Consider the following 19,347-nt stretch of genomic DNA (forward strand, 5'->3'; position numbering starts at 1 on the left):
CGGAGGCGTTCAGAGCATTGATGGGGAAGATCGCGTTCGACGAAATCATGGGGGCCGGCGGCGCTGACGGCGCACGACCGGAATTGCGTGAGCTGTGCCGGTGGCTTGCCGACACGCCGGACGGCGAGTTGCGCCGCCGCCAGCAATCGGCCGAGACGACCTTCCGCCAGCTTGGCATCACCTTCGCGGTTTACGGCGAGAGCGAGGCGAGCGAGCGGATCATCCCGTTCGACATCGTGCCGCGCGTGTTCCTGCCCGACGAATGGGCGCGGCTTTCCGAGGGGCTGGTCCAGCGCGTCGACGCGATCAACGCCTTCCTCGTCGATATCTATGGCGACCAGAAGATCCTGCGCGACGGCGTGCTGCCGGCCGACCTGATCCTCGGCAACGCGCAATTCCGCCCGGAGGTCGCCGGCATCCGCCCGCCGCACGACGTGTGGGCGCACATCTGCGGGATCGACCTGGTGCGCACCGGACCGGACGACTTCTTCGTGCTGGAGGACAATGCGCGCACGCCCTCGGGGGTCAGCTACATGCTGGAGAACCGCGAGGCGATGGTGCGGCTGTGCCCCGAATTGTTCTCCAACTTCCGCGTTGCGGCCGTCGACAGCTATCCCGACCGGTTGCTGGAGACGATGCGCTCGGTGGCGCCGCGCGGGTGCGGCGGGCGCCCGACGTGCGTGGTGCTGACGCCGGGCCATTATAACTCGGCCTATTACGAGCACAGCTTCCTGGCCGATTCGATGGGCGTCGAACTGGTCGAGGCCGCCGATCTCGTCGTGGATGACGACATGGTCTACATGCGGACGATCGAGGGGCGGGTGCGCGTCGACGTGATCTACCGCCGCGTCGACGACGATTACCTCGATCCGCTGGTCTTCCGTCCCGATTCGATGCTGGGGGTGCCGGGGCTGATCGCCGCTTATGCCGCGGGCAACGTCGCGATCATCAACGCGCCGGGTAACGGCATCGCCGACGACAAGGCGATCTACAGCTACATGCCGGAGATCGTGCAATATTATTCCGGCGGCGCCGCACGGCTACCGAACGTGGAGACGTATCGCTGCCGCGAACCCGATGCGCTGAAATACGTGCTGGAGCATCTCGGCGACCTCGTGGTGAAGCTGGTCGACGGTTCGGGCGGCTACGGGATGCTGGTCGGGCCGACCGCGTCGTCGGCGGAGATCGAGCGGTTCCGCGAGGCGCTCGTCGCGCACCCCGAGCGCTATATCGCGCAACCGACGCTGGCGCTGTCGACCGTGCCGACCTTGGTCGAGCAGGGCGTGGCGCCGCGACATGTCGATTTTCGGCCGTTCGTGCTGACCGGTGCGCAGGGGGTACAGGTGGTGCCCGGCGGGCTGACGCGCGTCGCGCTGCGCGAGGGCTCGTTGGTCGTCAATTCCTCCCAGGGTGGCGGCACGAAGGACAGTTTCGTGCTGATGGACGAACGCGGTGCGATGACCCAGACGATGGATGGGCCGGGCGGCACCATGACGCAGACGCTGGGCGGGGGCGCGTTCTGATGCTGAGCCGGACCGCCGCCTCGCTCTACTGGCTGGGACGCTATGTCGAGCGTGCCGATTTCGTCGCGCGACTGGTGGAAGCGACACTGCGTCTCGACGTGCTGTCGACGCGTTCGGCGGGGGAGGATGCGTGGCGCACCGCGCTTGCCGTCAGCGAGACGACCGAGGCGTTCGAGGCGAACGGCGCCACGCTGACCCGCGAGGAGGTGGTGCACTTCCTGCTGGCGAGCAGCGCGCATCCCGGTTCGATCCTGCGCTGCCTGGCGCTGGCGCGCGACAACGCGCGCGCGGTGCGTACCGCGCTCAGCCGCGAGGCGTGGCAGGCGATCAACGGTGCGTGGCTGATCTTCGACCAGCGGATGGGGCGGCTGGATCCGACCGCCACGTTGTCGATCGTCGATGCGGTCAAGGCGGAGACGCGCGGGTTCGAGGGCGCGGTGCACCGGATGCTGCGCAACCAGACGACGTCGTTCATCCGGCTGGGGCAGGCGGTGGAGCGCACCGACAATACCGCGCGGTTGCTCGACGTGAAATACCACATCCTGTTGCCGGCCGGCGAGCGGGTCGGCGGGACGGTCGACCGCGATCAGTGGACGACGATCCTCCAGACCGTGTCGGCGGTCACCGCCTTCCGCTGGCTCTACACCGACGGGCTGAACCCGACCAACGTCATCGACCTGCTGCTGAGCCGCGCGGAGCTGCCGCGCAGCCTCGCCGCGTCGATCGAGGAGACGGTGGCCGCGTTGACCGCACTGGCGCGCGCCAGCGGGACGCAGGGAGAGGCCGACCGCATGGCACGGACACGGCAGGCGCGGGTCGCCAAGACGCGGACCGGCGACGTGATCGCCGCCGGGCTGCACCAGCACCTGCGCGCGCTGATCGTCGAGAATGCCCACCTGCACGACGCGATCGGGCGGCAGTTCAAGTTCCAGTGAAACGACGACCGTCATGGCGAGCGCGGCGGAGCGATCCGGAGCCCGGCGCACCACGCCGCGTCGCCGAGCACGTGCCGAGATAGAGTAACCGCACCATGCGCCTGACCATCGACCATCGCACGACCTATCGCTTCACCGCGCCGCAGGGGCGCGTCGTGCAGCTGTTGCGGATGACGCCGCGCAACACCCATGACCAGACGGTGGCGGACTGGAACATCGCGGTCGATTGCGACGCGCGGCTGCGCCAGCATCGCGACGGCTTCGGCAATCTGACGACGATGCTCTATGCCGAGGGGCCGCTCGATACGCTGGAGATTGTCGTGTCGGGCGAGGTGGTGACCAGCACGTCGCGCGGCGTGCTGCACGGCACGTTCGAGCCGCTCGCCCCGGCGCTGTACCTGCGCAGCACCCCCGCGACGCAGGCCGAACCGGCGCTGGTGGCGTTCGCGCGCGAGGCGACCGCGGATCGCACGCCGATCGGCGCGCTTCACGCGCTCAACCGTGCCTTGCATGCGCGCTTCGAGCTGGTCGGGGGACGGCCCGAGGCGGGGCTGACCGTCACCTCCGCCTTCGCGCGCGACACCGCGACGTCGCGCGATCTGGCGCAGATGTTCGTCGCGGCGGCGCGCGCGGTGGCGGTGCCGGCGCGCTACGTCACCGGATATTGCGATTTGCAGGCCGGGGAACGCCCGACCCCGCATGGCTGGGCGGAGGCGTGGGTCGAGGGACTAGGCTGGATCGGGTTCGATCCCACGCTGGGCGAATCACCGGAGGAGCATCATGTCCGCGTGGCGGTGGCGCTGGATGCCGCAGGCTGTTCGCCGGTCGCGGGGTCGCGGCTGGGCGAGGGACGCGAAAGCCTCGACGTCGAGGTGCAGGTCAGCGGCGAGGCGTGAGCGGCTACAGCGGCGGGAACGGCGGATAGGCGTCGGGCGCGACCGCTTCCGCTCCGCCGCCGCGCATCACCAGATGATACAGCGCCAGCCCCGGCGGGCTTGCGGCGACGATGCCGATCGCGAGCTGGATCGCCGTGATCGTGCCCGTGCCCCACCACCACGCAGCGTGGACGCGGCCGCGGCGACGAAGGTCGGCGAGCATTCCCGCCGCCGGGAACAGCAGGACGGCGGCGAAAACGCCCCATGCCGCCCACGGGATCATCAGCGGCAGCGGCAGGATTCGACCGAACGCCGGACCGGTGAGGATCGCCATCGCGCAGATCATCAGCCGCCGGTGCCATTCGGTCCGGCGCCGCAAGCGGATCGCGGCGGCGACGAGGCCCCCGAACCCCGTCACGAACAGCGCGTTCATGAAAAGGAAGTAGGCGGGGGTGAAGAAGAACGGCGCGCCGCCGCGCCGCACCATCATCGCCGTTGTGTAGACGCCGACGATCACCACCGCGCTCGCCCAGCCGGCGCCGATCCACCCCAGCCGCCGGTGCAGCTTCCGGTCAGCGCGGCCGGCGAAGGCGGTCTGCACGACGAACAGCACGGTCCAGCCGAAGAACAGCAATGCATGGACATGCACGGCGACCGGCACCGCGAAGGTGGATCGCCCCATCACCCATTGCAGTGAGAAACCGACGAAGATGACGACCGCCATCGCGATCGCCAGTTTCAGGAAGAAGCGTGGGCCGACCGGTCCCGATCGCTCGACGAAGACGGATGCCATGACGTTGTCCCCCCGGATAACGGCGGGAGCGTACCACGAAGACGGGCGATCCATCCAGCCCGTCCTGCGGCGGGCATCGCAGCGTCGGTGGCGGCGGGGGGCTCGCAACCCGCTCCGGTGCGCCTCCCCGAGGCGCCGCGCGGTTATACGCGGGTCGGCACCGCCGCGATCTCTTCCTCGGGCAGCACCACCCAGCCGTTCGGGCCGAGCATCTCGAGCGGGCGATAGCGGGTCTTGTAGGCCATGCGAGTCGACCCCTTCACCCAATAGCCGAGATAGACATAGGGCAGCGCGGCCTCGCGGGCGCGGGCGATATGATCGAGGATGATGAAATTGCCGAGCGCGGGGCGCGCATCCTGATCGGTGTCGAAGAAGCTGTAGACCATCGACAGCCCGTCGGCCTGCCGGTCGGTCAGGCAGCAGCCGACCAGCTTGCCGGGGCGGCCACCGGCGCCGGACGGCTCGCGATATTCGACGATCACCGAATTGACGGGCGAATGCTCGACCATGTCGGAGAAGTCGCTCTCGTCCATCGCGGCCATCCCGCCGCCGGGATGACGCGCCGAGAGGTAGCGACGCATCAGCGTATATTGCTCATCGGTCGCCCACGGGCGGCATGCCGCGACGTCGAGGTCGGCGTGGCGGCGTACCAGCTTGCGCTGCGTCGCATTGGGCTCGAACTCGTGCGTGCGCACCCGCACCGAGACGCACGCGGCGCAACCCGCGCAGCTAGGGCGATAGGCGACCGACTGGCTCCGGCGGAAGCCGATCCGGCCGAGCGCGTCGTTCAGCTCGGCGGCATTGGGGCCGGACAGCTCGGTGAACACCTTCCGCTCCTGCCGCCCCGGCAGATACGGGCACGGCTGCGGGCTGGTGACGAAGAAGCGCGGGAAACGGAACGGTGCCGTCATGCCGACCGACCTTTCCGTGTGCTGACCATGTCGAGCCCCATGCCTGCGAAAGACTTCATATGAGATGAAGCGTGCGCGCTGAAAAGCCGCTTTACCAACAAAGCGGTTCCGGGGTCACGCCAGTTCGACGGTGCTCACCTCGTAACCGGCCTCGCGCAGGCCGGTCATCAGCCGGTCGAGGTGCGCGCGGTCGCGCGACTCGCACTCGATATCGGTGATCAGTCCCTTGGCGGGCAAGGTGGTGAAGACGCGCTGGTGGTAGATCTCGATGATGTTCACGCGCTCGCGATCGAACACGCGCATCACGTTGAAGAGCGCGCCCGGCTGATCCTGCAGCCGCAGCCGCAGCCGTGCGAGCCGCCCGGAGCGCGCGAGATCGCGCAGCAGCACGTTGGCGAGCAGGCGCGTGTCGATGTTGCCGCCGCACAGCACGATGCCGACGGTCTTGCCGCGGAACCGCTCCGGATGCGCGAGCAATGCGGCGAGCCCGGCGGCACCGGCGCCCTCCACCACGGTCTTCTCGATCTGCAGCAGCAGGCTGACCGCCTCCTCCAGCGCGCGTTCGGAGACGAGCACGATGTCGTCGACGATCCGCGCCACCATCTGCGAGGTGATGCCGCCAGGCTCCTTGACCGCGATCCCCTCTGCCAGCGTGTCCCCTGCGCACGGCATGTCGGTGCCGTTGATGCGGTTGTACATCGACGGATAGAGTTCCGCCTCGACGCCGACGACCTCGATCGGGCGGCCGGCGGCGCGCGCGACCGTCGCCATGCCCGAGATCAGCCCGCCGCCGCCGATCGGCACGATCAACGTGTCGATCTCCGGATGGTCGGCCAGCATCTCCAGCGCGACCGTGCCCTGCCCGGCGATCACGCGCGGGTCGTCGAACGGGTGGATGAAGGTGAAGCCGCAATCGGCCTCCAGCACGCGGGCGTGCGCATAGGCGGCGTCGAACGTGTCGCCCTCCAGGATCACGGTTGCGCCGTGCCCCTGCGTCTGCACCACCTTCACCACCGGCGTGTTGCGCGGCATCACGATCGTCGCGGGCACGCCGAGGCGGTTGGCGTGATAGGCGAGCCCCTGCGCATGGTTGCCCGCCGAGGCCGCGATCACGCCCTTGGCGCGCGCCGCGTCGGAGAGTTGCAGCAGCGTGTTGAGCGCGCCGCGTTCCTTGTAGGCGGCGGTGAATTGCTGGTTCTCGAACTTCAGGTAGACGGTCGCGCCGGTCATCGTCGACAACGTCTGGCTGATCAGCGTCGGCGTGCGCACGATCTTGTCGCCGATCCGCATCTGCGCGGCGCGCACATCCTCGATCGAGACGGGGAGGGCGGCGTCGGATGCGAGCTGTGTTGCCATCGCGGCGGCGTAGCGGATCGCCGCCGCGAAAGGAACACCCGCACGTCGGGCGGCTGCCCGGATGTTGCCGATGCAGGCGGTGGCCCGTGTCCGTGCCGTTCTCCGGTTCATCGGGAAAGGTGGCGAGCGCTTCGTTGGCTGCGCCACATCGGATCGTTCGTCATTGCGCGCGCAATGACGGCGTAGCCCAGAGGGATGTCGTTTGACTTCAGTGGATAAGCATCCGCCCGTGCCTATGCACCAAAGGCCGTTCCCAACCGACGCTCAGCGTCCGACGGCGAACGCGCGGCGCCATTCCGGCCTTACGATCTCCAGCAATGCCGGGGTGACGGGCAGCGTCACCTCGTACATCCCCTCGGCATAGGACCCCGCGACATATTGCCCGGCGATCAAGCCAATGCGGTCGATCGCGCGGCCATCGGTGGAGCCGAGCAGCAGCGTCAGTTCGGCGATCGGCGGGCACGGGAAGATGTCGTCGGCGGCCGGGGCGCCCTGCATCCGGCGGGTGCGTTCGGCCTTCAGCTTGCCGCACCAGGTCGCGCCCCACAAACGCTGGAGCGCGACCGGCGAGGCGAACATCTTCCGTGGATCGACCCGCGCAGCGCGGGCCTTGTCCCACACCAGCGGCTCCAGCACCGTGTTGCCGTGCGCGCCGCCGGTGAAGCGGTAGGTCTCGCCCGACAGGCTGAGCAGCCGCGGCGTTTCGGTCACCACCTTCCACGTGCGGGTCGCGTCATGTTGGTGGAAGGGGAAGCCGGCGCCGCGTTCGCGTCGATCGTCGTCGGCGCCGCGCAGGGCGCGGGTGCGCAGTCGCGCCCGGTCGGCGTCGAGCCAGCGCCGCAGCGGCGCGATCCGCGCCGCGACGGCGGGATAGCTATAGGAGAAATCGAGCGCGGCGGTCTTCTGCGTCACCGCGACCGCCGCGGGGGCGTGCTGCGCGGCTGTCGCCGGGAACGCCATCGCCAGCATCATCGCACCCGCCGTCCACCGCATGACACACCTCGCCAAAAGCCCGCGCCCGCCATATGGCAGCGGACATGAACCGACGCCATCTGACTGCCGCGCTGGGCGCACTCGCCGGCCTTTCCGTCGCCGCGAGCGCCGCCGCCGACGCGCTGATCGACAACGTCACCGGCCTGACGCTGAATCGCGACCGGCAGGTGGTGCGCTTCAAGGCGATGGTGATCGATCCGCAGGGCAAGGTCGTGCGGCTGATCGCACCCGACGAAGAGCCGCCGAAGCGGACCAAGAAGAACCCCGGCCCGCGCTACGACTGGCGCGCCGACATGAAGGGGCGCGTGCTGGTGCCCGGCATGATCGATGCGCACACGCATGTCGTGGAGCTGGGGCTGGCGGCGCTGACGCTCGACCTGTCCGACACCCGCACGCTGGAGGAGGCCAAGGCGAAGGTCGCGGCCTATGCGCGCGACAACCCCGAGCGGCAGTGGATCATCGGGCGCGGCTGGAACCAGGAGGTGTGGAAGCTGGGCCGCTTCCCGACCGCCGCCGATCTCGACGCCATCGTCGGCGATCGCCCGGTGTGGCTGGCGCGTGCCGACGGCCACGCCGGCTGGGGCAACAGCGCCGCGTTGAAGCTGGCGGGCGTCTCCGCCGCCACCGCGGCGCCGGCCGGCGGGCGGATCGAGAAGCCGCTGGGCGTGCTGGTCGATCGCGCGACCGACCTGGTCACGCGCGTCGTGCCGAAGGTCAGCCCGAAGGACCGCACCGCCGCCTTCCTGAAGGCGCAGCAGATCCTGCTCGGCTACGGCATCACCGCCGTCGGCGACATGGGCACCAGCGTCGACGACTGGATGACCTATCGCCGCATGGGCGACATCAACGCGCTGCGCGTGCGGATCATGTCCTACGGCATGGGGATCGATACGGCGGTGACGATCGGTGGCACCGGGCCGACGCCGTGGCTGTACGACGATCGGCTGCGGCTGGAGGGCGTGAAGCTGTACGCCGATGGCGCGCTGGGTTCGCGCGGCGCATGGCTGAAGGCCGATTACGCCGACGCGCCGGGGCAGCGCGGGCTGGGGTTCCTGACCGACGACCAGTTGCAGAACATCATGAGCCGCGCGGCGATGGACGGCTATCAGGTCGCGGTCCACGCGATCGGCGACCGTGCCGACCAACAGGTGCTGGATGCGATCGCCGAGCTGTCGCAGACCTACAAGGGTGACCGGCGTTGGCGGATCGAGCATGCGCAGGTGGTCGATGCCCCGGATATGGGCGCGTTCGGCAAATACGGCATCATCGCCTCGATGCAGCCGACGCACCAGACCAGCGACCGCGTGATGGCGGAGGCGCGGCTGGGGCCGGCGCGGCTGGCGGGCGCCTATGCGTGGAAGACGTTGCTGGACGACGGCGCGACACTGGCGTTCGGGTCCGACGCGCCGGTGGAGAAGCCCGATCCGTGGGCCGGCTGGGCGGCGGCGTTCACGCGGATCGATGCCGACGGGCAGCCGGCGGGCGGCTGGCACCCCGAACAGGCGGTGTCGCGCGAACAGGCGTGGTGGGCGTTCACCGGCGGCGCAAGCTTCGCCGGCTTCGCCGACCAGAAGTTCGGGATCCTCGCCCCCGGCCAGCGCGCCGACTTCCTGCTGCTCGACCGCGATCCATTGACGGCGGCGCCGGGCGACCTGCGGCAGACCAGGGTGCTGGAGACGTGGATCGGCGGCGCGAAGGCGTGGGAGCGGAAGTAGCGGAGCGCCGGCCCGCCACGTCGGCGTGGGTCAGGCTCGCGTCGTCCGGCGCTACATCACACGGTACGGCACCACGCCGCGCACGTCGCCATCCACCGCGATCGCGCGGTCGGTCGGCGGGAAGGCGCGCTGGTCGCAATCGGCGCGCGGGCATAGCCGGCAGCTGATCCCGATCGGCGTCGGGCTGCGCAGGTCGACCGCATCGGCATAGACGAAGTCGGCGGCGTGCGCGGCCTCGCACCCCAGCGCCACCGCGTAGCGGCGCGGCGCGCGCGCGAACCGCCCCGACGGCTTCACCAGCCCCTTGGCCATCGAGACGTAGCGGACGCCGTCGGGCGTCTCGGCATGCTGCACCAGGATGCGGTCCGGGATCGCGACGGCCTCGTGGACGTGCCACAGCGGGCAGGCACCGCCAAAGCGGGCGAATTGCAGCCGGGTCGCCGAATGGCGCTTGGTGATGTTGCCCGCCATGTCGATGCGGCAGAAGTAGAACGGGATGCCTTCCGCGCCCGGCCGTTGCAGCGTCGAGAGCCGGTGACACGCCTGTTCGAAGCTGGTGCCGAAGCGCCGCGAGAGCCGGTCGATGTCGTGGCGTACCACGCGCGCGGTGTCGCGGAACGCGGCATAGGGCATCAGCATCGCGCCCGCGGCGTAATTGGCGAGCCCGATCGCGAGCAGCCGCCGCGCCTCGGGCTGGACCAGTGCGGAGCCGGCGACGATCGCGGCGATCGGGGCGGCGAACGCGAGCGCGGCGATGCGGTTGGCGATCAGGAAACGGCGGCTTTCGGCGGGTAGCGCGGCGTTGAGATGCAGCGTCGCACCGTCGAAGCGCGCCAGCGGCGCTTCCTCGCGCGCGTCGGTGGAAAGCGCGATGCCGTGCACCGTCAGTGCGGCGTCGAGCGCGGCCGGATCGTGCGCCTGCGCCCAGTTTTCCGCGGCGCGATCGAGCGGGTCGATGTAATTGCCCGCCTCGTGAAACCAGTCGCGGACCGCCTCCCACGGCAGCCGCGCGCCGACGCCGGCGGTCAGCGCCTCCTCGGCGAGCGCGACGCGGTCCTCGGCGGCACGTTTCGCGGCGTGGAGCGCGATCAGCCGGTCGGCGAGCGCCGGGCGTTCCTCCGCAAGGCGCGCGATCTCCTCCGGCGGCAGCGGCGCGACCGCCGGATCGGCGAGCGCATGACCCAGCGCGACGAGCCGCCGTGCCGGGGCCTCGCCTTCGATGTCGGCGAGCGCGGCGGGGAAGTGGCGCGCGAGGGCGGCAGTGACCGCGGCGGTGAGCGGGCGCTCGTCGGCCTCGAGCTGTGACAGGTAGCTCACCGACAGTCCGAGCCGCGCCGCCATCGCGCGCTGGTTGAGGCCGGCGCTCTGGCGCAGCACGCGGAGTTGCGCGCCGACGTAGAGGCGGGATTTCACCGCCGACCGCTCCTGCGCAAGCGTGGACCGGCGTTTGTGGGCGCCGTGTCGATCGGTCGCACATTCTCCATCGTGCGTGTGCGCGGCCGCGGAAGATACGATGCAGTCATGCGCGACGCCTACGCACGAGCGACGAGACTTCGCAAGTGGAGCCTTCGCAAGTTCGCAACTTCACATTTGCCTGCGCGGTGTGCGGCGGGCACAACGCCGCTGGCCGCGGGAGAGAAAGATGTCATCGACGATCGCCGAACTGGACAGCAGGCGCGCGGCGGCGCGAGCCGGCGGCGGGCAGAAGCGCATCGATGCGCAGCATGCCAAGGGCAAGCTGACCGCGCGCGAGCGGCTGGACGTGCTGCTGGACGAGGGCAGTTTCGAGGAGCTCGACATGTTCGTCGAGCACAATTGCACCGACTTCGGGATGCAGGATCAGGTGGTGCCCGGCGACGGCGTGGTCACCGGATCGGGGACGATCAACGGCCGGCTGGTGTTCGTCTTCTCGCAGGATTTTACCGTCTTCGGCGGCTCGTTGTCCGAACGTCACGCGCAGAAGATCTGCAAGATCATGGACATGGCCATGAAGGTCGGCGCGCCGGTGATCGGCATCAACGATTCTGGCGGCGCACGCATCCAGGAAGGCGTGGCGTCGCTGGGTGGCTATGCCGAGGTGTTCCAGCGCAACGTGCTGGCATCGGGCGTGGTGCCGCAGCTGAGCCTCATCATGGGGCCGTGCGCGGGCGGTGCGGTGTATTCGCCGGCGATGACCGACTTCATCTTCATGGTGAAGGATTCCAGCTACATGTTCGTCACCGGCCCGGACGTGGTGAAGACGGTGACCAACGAGGTGGTGACGCAGGAGGCGCTGGGCGGCGCGGTGACGCACACCACCAGGACCAGCGTCGCCGACGTGGCGTTCGAGAACGATGTCGAGGCGCTGCTGGCGGCGCGCGACTTCATCGATTTCCTGCCGGCGTCCAACCGTGCCAAGGGAAATGGGCGCGTGCCGGAGCGCCCCACCGATGATCCGTGGGACCGTGCCGAGCCGAGCCTCGACACGCTGATCCCGGCCAACGCCAACCAGCCGTACGACATGCACGAGCTGATCGCGAAGGTCGTCGACGAGGGCGATTTCTTCGAGGTTCAGCCGGCGCATGGCGGCAACATCCTGTGCGGCTTCGGGCGCATTGAGGGGCGGACGATCGGCATCGTCGCGAACCAGCCGCTGGTGCTGGCCGGCGTGCTCGACATCAACTCCAGCCGCAAGGCGGCGCGCTTCGTACGGTTCTGCGACGCGTTCGAGATCCCGATCGTGACCTTCGTCGACGTGCCCGGCTTCCTTCCCGGCACCGCGCAGGAGCATAACGGCATCATCAAGCATGGCGCGAAACTGCTGTTCGCCTATGCCGAGGCGACGGTGCCGAAGATCACCGTCATCACGCGCAAGGCATACGGCGGCGCGTATGACGTGATGGCGTCCAAGCACCTGCGCGGCGACCTGAACTATGCGTGGCCGACCGCGGAGATCGCGGTGATGGGCGCGAAGGGTGCGGTGGAGATCATCTTCCGCGGCAGGACGGCCGATGAGATCGCCGAGCGCACCGCGGAATATGAGGCGCGCTTCGCCAACCCGTTCGTCGCGGCGAGCAAAGGTTTTATCGACGAGGTGATCCAGCCGCACTCCACCCGCCGCCGGATCGCTCTGGGGTTGCGCAAGCTGCGCGGCAAGGCGCTGGAGAATCCGTGGAAGAAGCATGACAATATACCGTTGTAGTCTCCGTCGTCGCGAGCGGAGCGAAGCGAGGCCGGGCGGCGTGGGGACACTGGATTGCTTCGCTATGCTCGCGATGACAGCGGGAGACGCCGCATGACCCTCGGCCGCCTCAACCACATCGGCATCGCCACGCCGTCGATCGCGCGCGCGATCGAAACCTACCGCGTTCTGCTCGGCGCAGAGGCGATCGGCGAGCCGTTCGACCTCCCCGCGCAGGGGGTGAAGGTGTGTTTCATCGACGCGCCGAACACGCAGATCGAATTGATCGAGCCGTATGACGACACATCGCCGATCGCCGGCTTCCTTCGGAAGAACCCGGCCGGCGGGCAGCATCACGTCTGCTTCGAGGTGCCGGACATCCACGCCGCGGTCGCCGGGATGCAGGCGAAGGGCGCGACGATCCTCGGCGAACCGCGCATCGGTGCGCACGGGACGCCGATCGTGTTCGTCCACCCGCGCGACATGGGCGGGGTGCTGGTCGAGCTGATGGAAACGCCACGGGAGGACGCGCATTGACCTACGAGACGATTACCTTCGATCTCGCCGATCGCGTCGCGACGCTGGCGATCGACCGGCCGGCGCGGATGAACGCGCTGACGCCGCGCGTGTTTGCGGAGCTGACCGCCGGGATCGACGCCGCGCTTGAGCAAGGCGCGCGCGCGATCGTGCTGACCGGGACCGGCGGCGCCTTCTGCTCGGGCGCGGATCTGGTCGGAGATGCCGAGGATTCTGGGGCAGCGCCGATGCCGCGCGACCTCGGCGAGTCGCTGGATACCAGCTACAATCCGTTCGTCCGCAAGGTCGCCGCGCTCGACGTGCCGTTCCTGACCGCGATCAACGGGCCGGCGGTCGGTGCCGGGCTGGGGCTGGCGTTGCTCGGCGATATCAGCGTGATGGCGCGATCGGCCTATGTGTTGCTGGCGTTCGTCAACATCGGGCTGGTGCCCGATGCCGGGGCGACATGGCTGGTCGCCAAGGGCGCGGGGCGGACCAAGGCGCTCGAAATGGCGCTGCTCGGCGAGCGTGTGTCGGCCGCGGAGGCGCTCGCCGCCGGGCTGGTGACGCGCGTGGTGGACGATGCCGCGGTGCTGGCGGAAACGCAGGCGTTGGCCGCGAAGCTGGCCGCGGGGCCGTCCGTGGCGATCGGGATGATCCGCAAGCAGGTGGCCGCCGCGCTGTCGATGGATCTGGAGCAATCCTTGGCGGTGGAGCGCGAGAACCAGACCCGCGCCGGGCACACCCGCGACTTCGCCGAGGCGGTGCGCGCGTTCGGCGAGAAGCGCAAACCGGCGTTCGAGGGCCGCTGATCGTGACCGGGGAACGCAACATCGGCGAGGACAGCGGCGCGGCGGCGCGCACGGGCACACCCGCGCCGACCGGCAGCGAAGGCTGGACGGCGGCGGCGGCCAAGGAGGTGAAGGGTCGCGACCTGACGTGGCGCACGCCCGAGGGGATCGACGTCAAGCCGCTCTACACCGCGGCGGACGTGGAGGGATGGGACCCCGGCCTGCCCGGCTTCGCGCCGTTCGCGCGCGGTGTACGCGCGACGATGTACGCCGGACGACCGTGGACGATCCGCCAATATGCCGGCTTTTCGACCGCCGAGGCGTCGAACGCCTTCTATCACCGCAACCTGAAGGCGGGGCAGAAGGGGCTGTCGGTGGCTTTCGATCTCGCCACGCACCGCGGCTACGACAGCGATCATCCGCGCGTGACCGGCGACGTCGGCAAGGCGGGGGTGGCGATCGACACCGTCGAGGACATGAAGATCCTGTTCGACGGTATCCCGCTGGATCAGATGTCGGTCAGCATGACGATGAACGGCGCGGTGATCCCGATCCTCGCCTTCTTCATCGTCGCCGGCGAGGAACAGGGCGTCGACCGCAAATTGCTCGACGGGACCATCCAGAACGACATCCTCAAGGAGTTCATGGTCCGCAACACGTATATCTACCCGCCCGAACCCAGCATGCGGATCATCAGCGACATCTTCGGCTACACCAGCCGCGAGATGCCGAAGTTCAACAGCATCTCGATTTCCGGCTATCACATGCAGGAAGCCGGCGCGACGCAGGTGCAGGAACTCGCCTTCACCATCGCCGACGGCATGGAATATGTAAAATACGGTGTTGCCTCCGGGCTGGACATCGACAGGTTCGCCGGGCGGCTCAGCTTCTTCTTCGCGATCGGCATGAACTTCTTCATGGAAATTGCCAAGCTGCGCGCCGCGCGCGTGTTGTGGCATCGCGTGATGACCAATCTCGGCGCGCGGGACGAGCGGTCGAAAATGCTGCGGACCCATTGCCAGACCAGCGGCGTCTCGCTGACCGAGCAGGACCCGTACAACAACGTGATGCGCACCACGATCGAGGCGATGGCCGCGATGCTGGGCGGCACGCAATCGCTGCACACCAACGCGCTGGACGAGGCGATCGCGCTGCCGACCGATTTCTCCGCCCGGATCGCGCGCAACACGCAGCTGGTGATCCAGGAAGAGACCGGGATGACGAACGTCGTCGATCCGCTGGGCGGCAGTTATTATGTCGAAGCGCTGACGAAGCGGCTCGTCGACGATGCCTGGACGATCGTCGAGCGTGTCGAGCGCGAGGGCGGCATGGCGCAGGCGGTGGCGGCGGGCTGGCCCAAGGCGATGATCGAGGAAGCCAGCGCGGCGCGCGCCGCGCGGGTCGATCGTGGCGAGGACGTGATCGTCGGGGTCAACAAATACCGCAAGGAGAACGAGGATCCGATCGAGATCCTCGACGTCGACAATCACGCGGTGCGCGAGGCGCAGATCCGCCGCATCCGCGCGGTGAAGGCAGCGCGCGACGACGATGCCTGCCGCGCCGCGCTGGATGCACTGCGCGAGGGCGCGCGTGGCGACGGCAATCTGCTGGCGCTCGCGGTCGATTGCGCGCGCGCCCGCGCCACGCTGGGCGAGATCAGCAGCGCGATGGAGGATGTCTTCGGGCGTTTCGGCACGCAACCGACGCCCGTGAAGGGCATCTACGGCGGCGCCTATGCCGACGATGCGCGGTGGACGCGTCTGGAAGAGGGCGTGGCGGCGACCGAGCGCCGGCTGGGGCGGCGGCCGCGGATGCTGGTGGCGAAGATGGGGCAGGACGGGCACGACCGCGGCGCCAATCTGGTCAGCAGCATGTTCGGTGACCTGGGGTTCGAGATCGTGCCCGGCCCGTTGTTCCAGACCCCCTCGGAAGTCGCTTCGCTCGCGCTGGAGAAGCAGGTCGATGTCGTCGGCGCCTCCAGCCTGGCCGCGGGGCACAAGACGTTGATCCCCGAACTGATCGGCCACCTGCGCGACGCCGGCCGTGCCGATATCAAGGTGATCGCGGGCGGGGTGATCCCGGCGCAGGATTATCAGGCGCTGTTCGACGCCGGGGTGCAGGCGATCTTCGGACCGGGCACGAACCTGATCACCGCGGCGGAGGAGGTGTTGCGGTTGCTCGGCCACAACATGCCGCCACAAGGAGACGCGGCATGACCGGGACATGGTCGCTGGCCCGCGGTCGGCTTTCGGCGGGCGCAGCGGCACTTGCGCTGCTGGTCGCGCTTTCCCCGGCCGGCGCGCAGACGCAGGCGGAGATGAATGCGCAGGCCGCGACCAGCTACAAGACCGCGGACGCCGCGATGACGCGGCAATGGCAGCGCAGCTATGCCGCGATGAAGCGCCGCGACGCCGCCGACACCTCGCGCGGCGGCGGGTTCGGCTATGCCGCCGCCACGCTCGCCAGCCAGCGTGCGTGGCTGGCGTTTCGCGACAGGCAGTGCGTGATCGAAGGCGGGGAGTTCGCCGGCGGCTCGCTGGGCGCGATGACGCGCTTGCAGTGCATGGCACGGCTGACCAAGGAACGAACCGTGCAATTGAAAGGCTTGATGTGGCAACGGTGATGGACGCGACGACCCGCAACGACTGGACGCGCGAGGAGATCGCGACGCTGTTCGACCTGCCGTTCGACGAGCTGATGTTCCGCGCGCAGACCGTCCACCGCGCGCATCACGCACCTTCGCAGGTGCAGCTGTGCACGTTGTTGTCGATCAAGACCGGCGGCTGCCCCGAGGATTGCGGGTATTGCTCGCAATCGGTGGCGGCTGACAGCGGGGTGAAGGCGACCAAGCTGATGGACGTGCAGGCGGTGCTGCAGCGCGCCGCGGAGGCGAAGGACGCCGGTTCGCAACGCTTCTGCATGGGCGCGGCGTGGCGCAACCCCAAGGACCGCGACATGGACGCGATCGTCCAGATGATCGAGGGCGTGCGCGGCATGGGGCTGGAGACCTGCATGACGCTGGGCATGCTGACGCCTGCTCAGGCGCAGCGGCTCGGCGCGGCGGGGCTCGATTACTACAACCACAATATCGACACCTCGCCGGAGCGGTACGGTGACGTCATCACGACCCGCACCTTTGGCGAGCGGCTCGACACGCTGGAGCAGGTGCGCGCGGCCGGGATCAACGTGTGCTGCGGCGGCATCGTCGGGATGGGCGAGACGCGCGACGATCGCGTCGGTTTCGTGCACGCGCTCGCCACCTTGCCGCGCCATCCCGAAAGCGTGCCGGTCAACGCGCTGGTGCCCGTGAAGGGCACGGTGCTGGGCGACATGCTTGCCGATACCCCGCTCGCGCAGATCGACGACATCGAGTTCGTGCGGACGGTGGCGGTGGCGCGTGTCACGATGCCGCTCAGCATGGTGCGGCTGTCGGCGGGGCGCGAGAGCATGTCGGAGGCGACTCAGGCGCTGTGCTTCATGGCCGGTGCGAACTCGATCTTCACCGGCGACAAGCTGCTGACCGCCGGCAACCGCGGCGACAGCGCCGATGCGACGCTGTTCGCGAAACTCGGCGTGCGTCCGATGGTGACGCAAGAGCCGATGCGGGTCTGCGAGGCGGCGGAGTAGGAGCGCGGCGCCTTCACAGGCAGAGTCCATCCTTGCCGGGTGTGGGGCACGCCGACGGACTGCGCAATTCGGATGGGACGGACATCGGCGCCTGCCGCGGCAGGAGCGACGAACGATAAAAGGAGAGGCCGTTGTTCAAGAAGATCCTGGTCGCCAACCGCGGCGAGATCGCGTGCCGGGTGTTCCGCACCGCCAAGCGGATGGGGATCGCCACCGTGGCGGTCTATTCGGACGCCGACGCGCGCAGCCCGCATGTGTTGATGGCGGACGAGGCGGTGCGTCTGGGGCCGGCGCCGGCGGCGGAAAGCTATCTGAAGGCGGAGTTGATCCTGCTGGCGGCCAGGGAGACGGGCGCGGATTGCATCCACCCTGGCTACGGCTTCCTCAGCGAGCGTGAGAGCTTCGCGCGCGCCTGTGCCGAGGCGGGTATCGCCTTCGTCGGTCCGCCGCCGAACGCGATCGCGGCGATGGGCGACAAGATCGAGTCGAAGAAGCTCGCCAGGGCCGCCGGCGTCAATGTCGTGCCCGGCTATCTCGGCGAGATCGCGGATACCGAGGAGGCGGTGCGGATCGCCGCGGAGATCGGCTTCCCGGTGATGATGAAGGCCAGCGCGGGCGGTGGTGGCAAGGGGATGCGGCTGGCGTGGTCCGAACAGGACGTGCGCGACGGCTTCGAGGCGACGAAGCGCGAGGGACTGGCGTCATTCGGCGACGACCGCGTGTTCATCGAGAAGTTCATCGAGAGCCCGCGCCACATCGAGATCCAGCTGCTCGGCGACCAGCATGGCAACATCGTCTACCTCAACGAACGTGAATGCTCGATCCAGCGCCGCCACCAGAAGGTGGTCGAGGAAGCACCGTCGCCGTTCGTGACGCCGGCGATGCGCAAGGCGATGGGCGAGCAGGCGGTCGCGCTGGCGCGGGCGGTCGGCTATTACTCGGCGGGTACGGTCGAGCTGATCGTGTCCGGCGCCGACACCACCGGCGAAAGCTTCTACTTCCTCGAGATGAACACCCGGCTCCAGGTCGAGCATCCCGTGACCGAGGAGATCACCGGGCTGGATCTGGTCGAGCAGATGATCCGTGTCGCCGCCGGCGAGCGGCTGGCGTTCGGGCAGGAAGACGTGCGGCTCGACGGCTGGTCGATCGAGAACCGCGTCTACGCCGAGGATCCGTATCGCGGGTTCCTGCCGAGCATCGGGCGGCTGGTGCGCTACGATCCTCCACGGCCGACGCCCGAGGCAGCGCCCGGGTCGAGCGACGACGTCCGCATCCGCATCGACGACGGCGTCCGCGAGGGCGGCGAGGTCAGCATGTTCTACGACCCGATGATCGCCAAGCTCGTCACCTGGGCGCCGACGCGCGCGGCGGCGATCGATGCGCAGGTCGCGGCGCTCGACCGCTTCACGATCCAGGGGCCGGGAACGAACCTCCATTTTCTGTCCGCGCTGATGCAGCATCCGCGCTTCCGGTCGGGCGCGATCACCACCGGCTTCATCGCCGAGGAATATCCCGACGGCTTTCACGGCGCTCCCGCCACGCCGGACGTGCTGCGCGCGCTGGCGGCGGTTGCGGGGGTTGCGGCGCATGCCCAGGCGACGCGCGCGCGCGGGATCGACGGGCAGCTCGGCGGCCCGCTGGCCGCGCCCGCCGACTGGGTGGTGCGGATCGACAGGGAGGATCATGCGGTGTCGCTCGCGAGCGGCGCGGTGACGGTCGATGGCACCGTGATCGACGGTGTGGTCGACTGGACGCCGGGGGCGCGCATCGCGACGGTCTCCGGTCGCGATCCGTTGACCGTCGCGGTCACGCGGCGTCGCGACGGCTTCGCGCTGGCGGCACGCGGCAAGAGCCACGACGTGCGCGTGCTGCCCGCGCACATCGCGCCGTATGCCGCACATCTGATCGAGAAGGTGCCGCCGGACCTGTCGCGATTCGTGATCGCGCCGATGCCGGGGCTGCTGGTGCGGCTCGACGTCGCGAAGGGCGACGGGGTCGAGGCCGGACAGGCGCTGGCGGTGGTGGAGGCGATGAAGATGGAGAACATTCTGCGCGCCGAGAAGGCCGGCACCGTCGCCGCGGTGCAGGCGCAGGCTGGCGACAGCCTGACCGTCGATCAGGTCATTCTGGAACTGGAATGACCCGGACGCGA

General features: G+C 69.1%; 16 protein-coding genes. 11 read left to right on the plus strand and 5 right to left on the minus strand.

The genetic code is table 11. From position 1 onward, the window contains the following. The first annotated feature begins 20 nt into the window (after positions 1–20). The 3 genes from SPHPHY_RS0102800 (at position 21) to SPHPHY_RS0102810 (ending at position 3,354) form a co-directional block, all read left to right on the plus strand. Positions 21–1,523: a circularly permuted type 2 ATP-grasp protein gene (locus tag SPHPHY_RS0102800; RefSeq protein ID WP_022685197.1), complete on the plus strand. Its 1,503-nt coding sequence runs from the start codon at positions 21–23 to the stop codon at positions 1,521–1,523. Next, complete coding sequence (locus SPHPHY_RS0102805; RefSeq protein WP_022685198.1) at positions 1,523–2,458, plus strand: alpha-E domain-containing protein; 936 nt, start codon at positions 1,523–1,525, stop codon at positions 2,456–2,458. The genes SPHPHY_RS0102800 and SPHPHY_RS0102805 overlap by 1 nt, the downstream gene beginning before the upstream one ends. A gap of 95 nt (positions 2,459–2,553) precedes the next feature. Further along, on the plus strand, positions 2,554–3,354 hold the full coding sequence (locus tag SPHPHY_RS0102810) for a transglutaminase family protein (RefSeq protein WP_022685199.1): 801 nt from the start codon (positions 2,554–2,556) through the stop codon (positions 3,352–3,354). A gap of 4 nt (positions 3,355–3,358) precedes the next feature. On the opposite strand, the gene SPHPHY_RS0102815 is transcribed toward SPHPHY_RS0102810, so the two are convergent. The 4 genes from SPHPHY_RS0102815 to SPHPHY_RS0102830 all read right to left on the minus strand — a co-directional run bounded on the left by SPHPHY_RS0102815 (position 3,359) and on the right by SPHPHY_RS0102830 (position 7,386). Continuing rightward, on the minus strand, positions 3,359–4,126 hold the full coding sequence (locus SPHPHY_RS0102815) for a hypothetical protein (RefSeq protein WP_022685200.1): 768 nt from the start codon (positions 4,124–4,126) through the stop codon (positions 3,359–3,361). A gap of 143 nt (positions 4,127–4,269) precedes the next feature. Beyond that, positions 4,270–5,037: an arginyltransferase gene (locus tag SPHPHY_RS0102820; RefSeq protein WP_022685201.1), complete on the minus strand. Its 768-nt coding sequence runs from the start codon at positions 5,035–5,037 to the stop codon at positions 4,270–4,272. A gap of 114 nt (positions 5,038–5,151) precedes the next feature. After that, the gene (locus tag SPHPHY_RS0102825) at positions 5,152–6,393 is read right to left on the minus strand and encodes a threonine ammonia-lyase (RefSeq protein WP_022685202.1); all 1,242 of its coding nucleotides are present in this window, start codon (positions 6,391–6,393) and stop codon (positions 5,152–5,154) included. Between the two features lie 264 nt (positions 6,394–6,657). Beyond that, positions 6,658–7,386, minus strand: coding sequence for a DUF4163 domain-containing protein (locus SPHPHY_RS0102830; RefSeq protein WP_022685203.1), 729 nt, complete (start codon positions 7,384–7,386; stop codon positions 6,658–6,660). Between the two features lie 44 nt (positions 7,387–7,430). On the opposite strand from SPHPHY_RS0102830, the gene SPHPHY_RS0102835 reads away from it, so the two are divergent. After that, positions 7,431–9,101 (plus strand): amidohydrolase, encoded by a 1,671-nt coding sequence (locus tag SPHPHY_RS0102835; RefSeq protein ID WP_051148361.1) that lies wholly within the window; start codon positions 7,431–7,433, stop codon positions 9,099–9,101. Between the two features lie 51 nt (positions 9,102–9,152). Here the strand turns inward: SPHPHY_RS0102835 and SPHPHY_RS0102840 are convergent, their stop codons facing one another. Next, positions 9,153–10,514: a helix-turn-helix domain-containing protein gene (locus tag SPHPHY_RS0102840; RefSeq protein ID WP_022685205.1), complete on the minus strand. Its 1,362-nt coding sequence runs from the start codon at positions 10,512–10,514 to the stop codon at positions 9,153–9,155. A 229-nt stretch (positions 10,515–10,743) separates the two neighbouring features. Here SPHPHY_RS0102840 and SPHPHY_RS0102845 point away from each other — a divergent pair, with 229 nt between their 5' ends. From SPHPHY_RS0102845 to SPHPHY_RS0102875, 7 genes are all read left to right on the plus strand, one after another. Then, on the plus strand, positions 10,744–12,282 hold the full coding sequence (locus SPHPHY_RS0102845; protein WP_022685206.1) for an acyl-CoA carboxylase subunit beta: 1,539 nt from the start codon (positions 10,744–10,746) through the stop codon (positions 12,280–12,282). A 93-nt stretch (positions 12,283–12,375) separates the two neighbouring features. After that, a complete protein-coding gene (gene mce, locus SPHPHY_RS0102850; protein ID WP_022685207.1) occupies positions 12,376–12,798 on the plus strand; it encodes a methylmalonyl-CoA epimerase in 423 nt (140 codons plus the stop codon). Continuing rightward, the gene (locus SPHPHY_RS0102855) at positions 12,795–13,589 is read left to right on the plus strand and encodes an enoyl-CoA hydratase-related protein (protein ID WP_022685208.1); all 795 of its coding nucleotides are present in this window, start codon (positions 12,795–12,797) and stop codon (positions 13,587–13,589) included. Before mce ends, SPHPHY_RS0102855 begins: the two co-directional genes overlap by 4 nt. Then, positions 13,589–15,784: a methylmalonyl-CoA mutase gene (gene scpA, locus SPHPHY_RS0102860; RefSeq protein WP_043130375.1), complete on the plus strand. Its 2,196-nt coding sequence runs from the start codon at positions 13,589–13,591 to the stop codon at positions 15,782–15,784. The genes SPHPHY_RS0102855 and scpA overlap by 1 nt, the downstream gene beginning before the upstream one ends. Next, on the plus strand, positions 15,781–16,191 hold the full coding sequence (locus SPHPHY_RS0102865) for a lysozyme inhibitor LprI family protein (protein ID WP_022685210.1): 411 nt from the start codon (positions 15,781–15,783) through the stop codon (positions 16,189–16,191). The genes scpA and SPHPHY_RS0102865 overlap by 4 nt, the downstream gene beginning before the upstream one ends. Next, a complete protein-coding gene (gene bioB, locus SPHPHY_RS0102870; RefSeq protein WP_022685211.1) occupies positions 16,191–17,195 on the plus strand; it encodes a biotin synthase BioB in 1,005 nt (334 codons plus the stop codon). Before SPHPHY_RS0102865 ends, bioB begins: the two co-directional genes overlap by 1 nt. Positions 17,196–17,326: 131 nt before the next feature. Then, positions 17,327–19,336 (plus strand): acetyl-CoA carboxylase biotin carboxylase subunit, encoded by a 2,010-nt coding sequence (locus SPHPHY_RS0102875; RefSeq protein WP_022685212.1) that lies wholly within the window; start codon positions 17,327–17,329, stop codon positions 19,334–19,336. Positions 19,337–19,347: the final 11 nt, after the last annotated feature.

Origin of the sequence: Sphingomonas phyllosphaerae 5.2 (assembly GCF_000419605.1) — a bacterium.
Classification (GTDB): Bacteria; Pseudomonadota; Alphaproteobacteria; order Sphingomonadales; family Sphingomonadaceae; genus Sphingomonas; species Sphingomonas phyllosphaerae_B.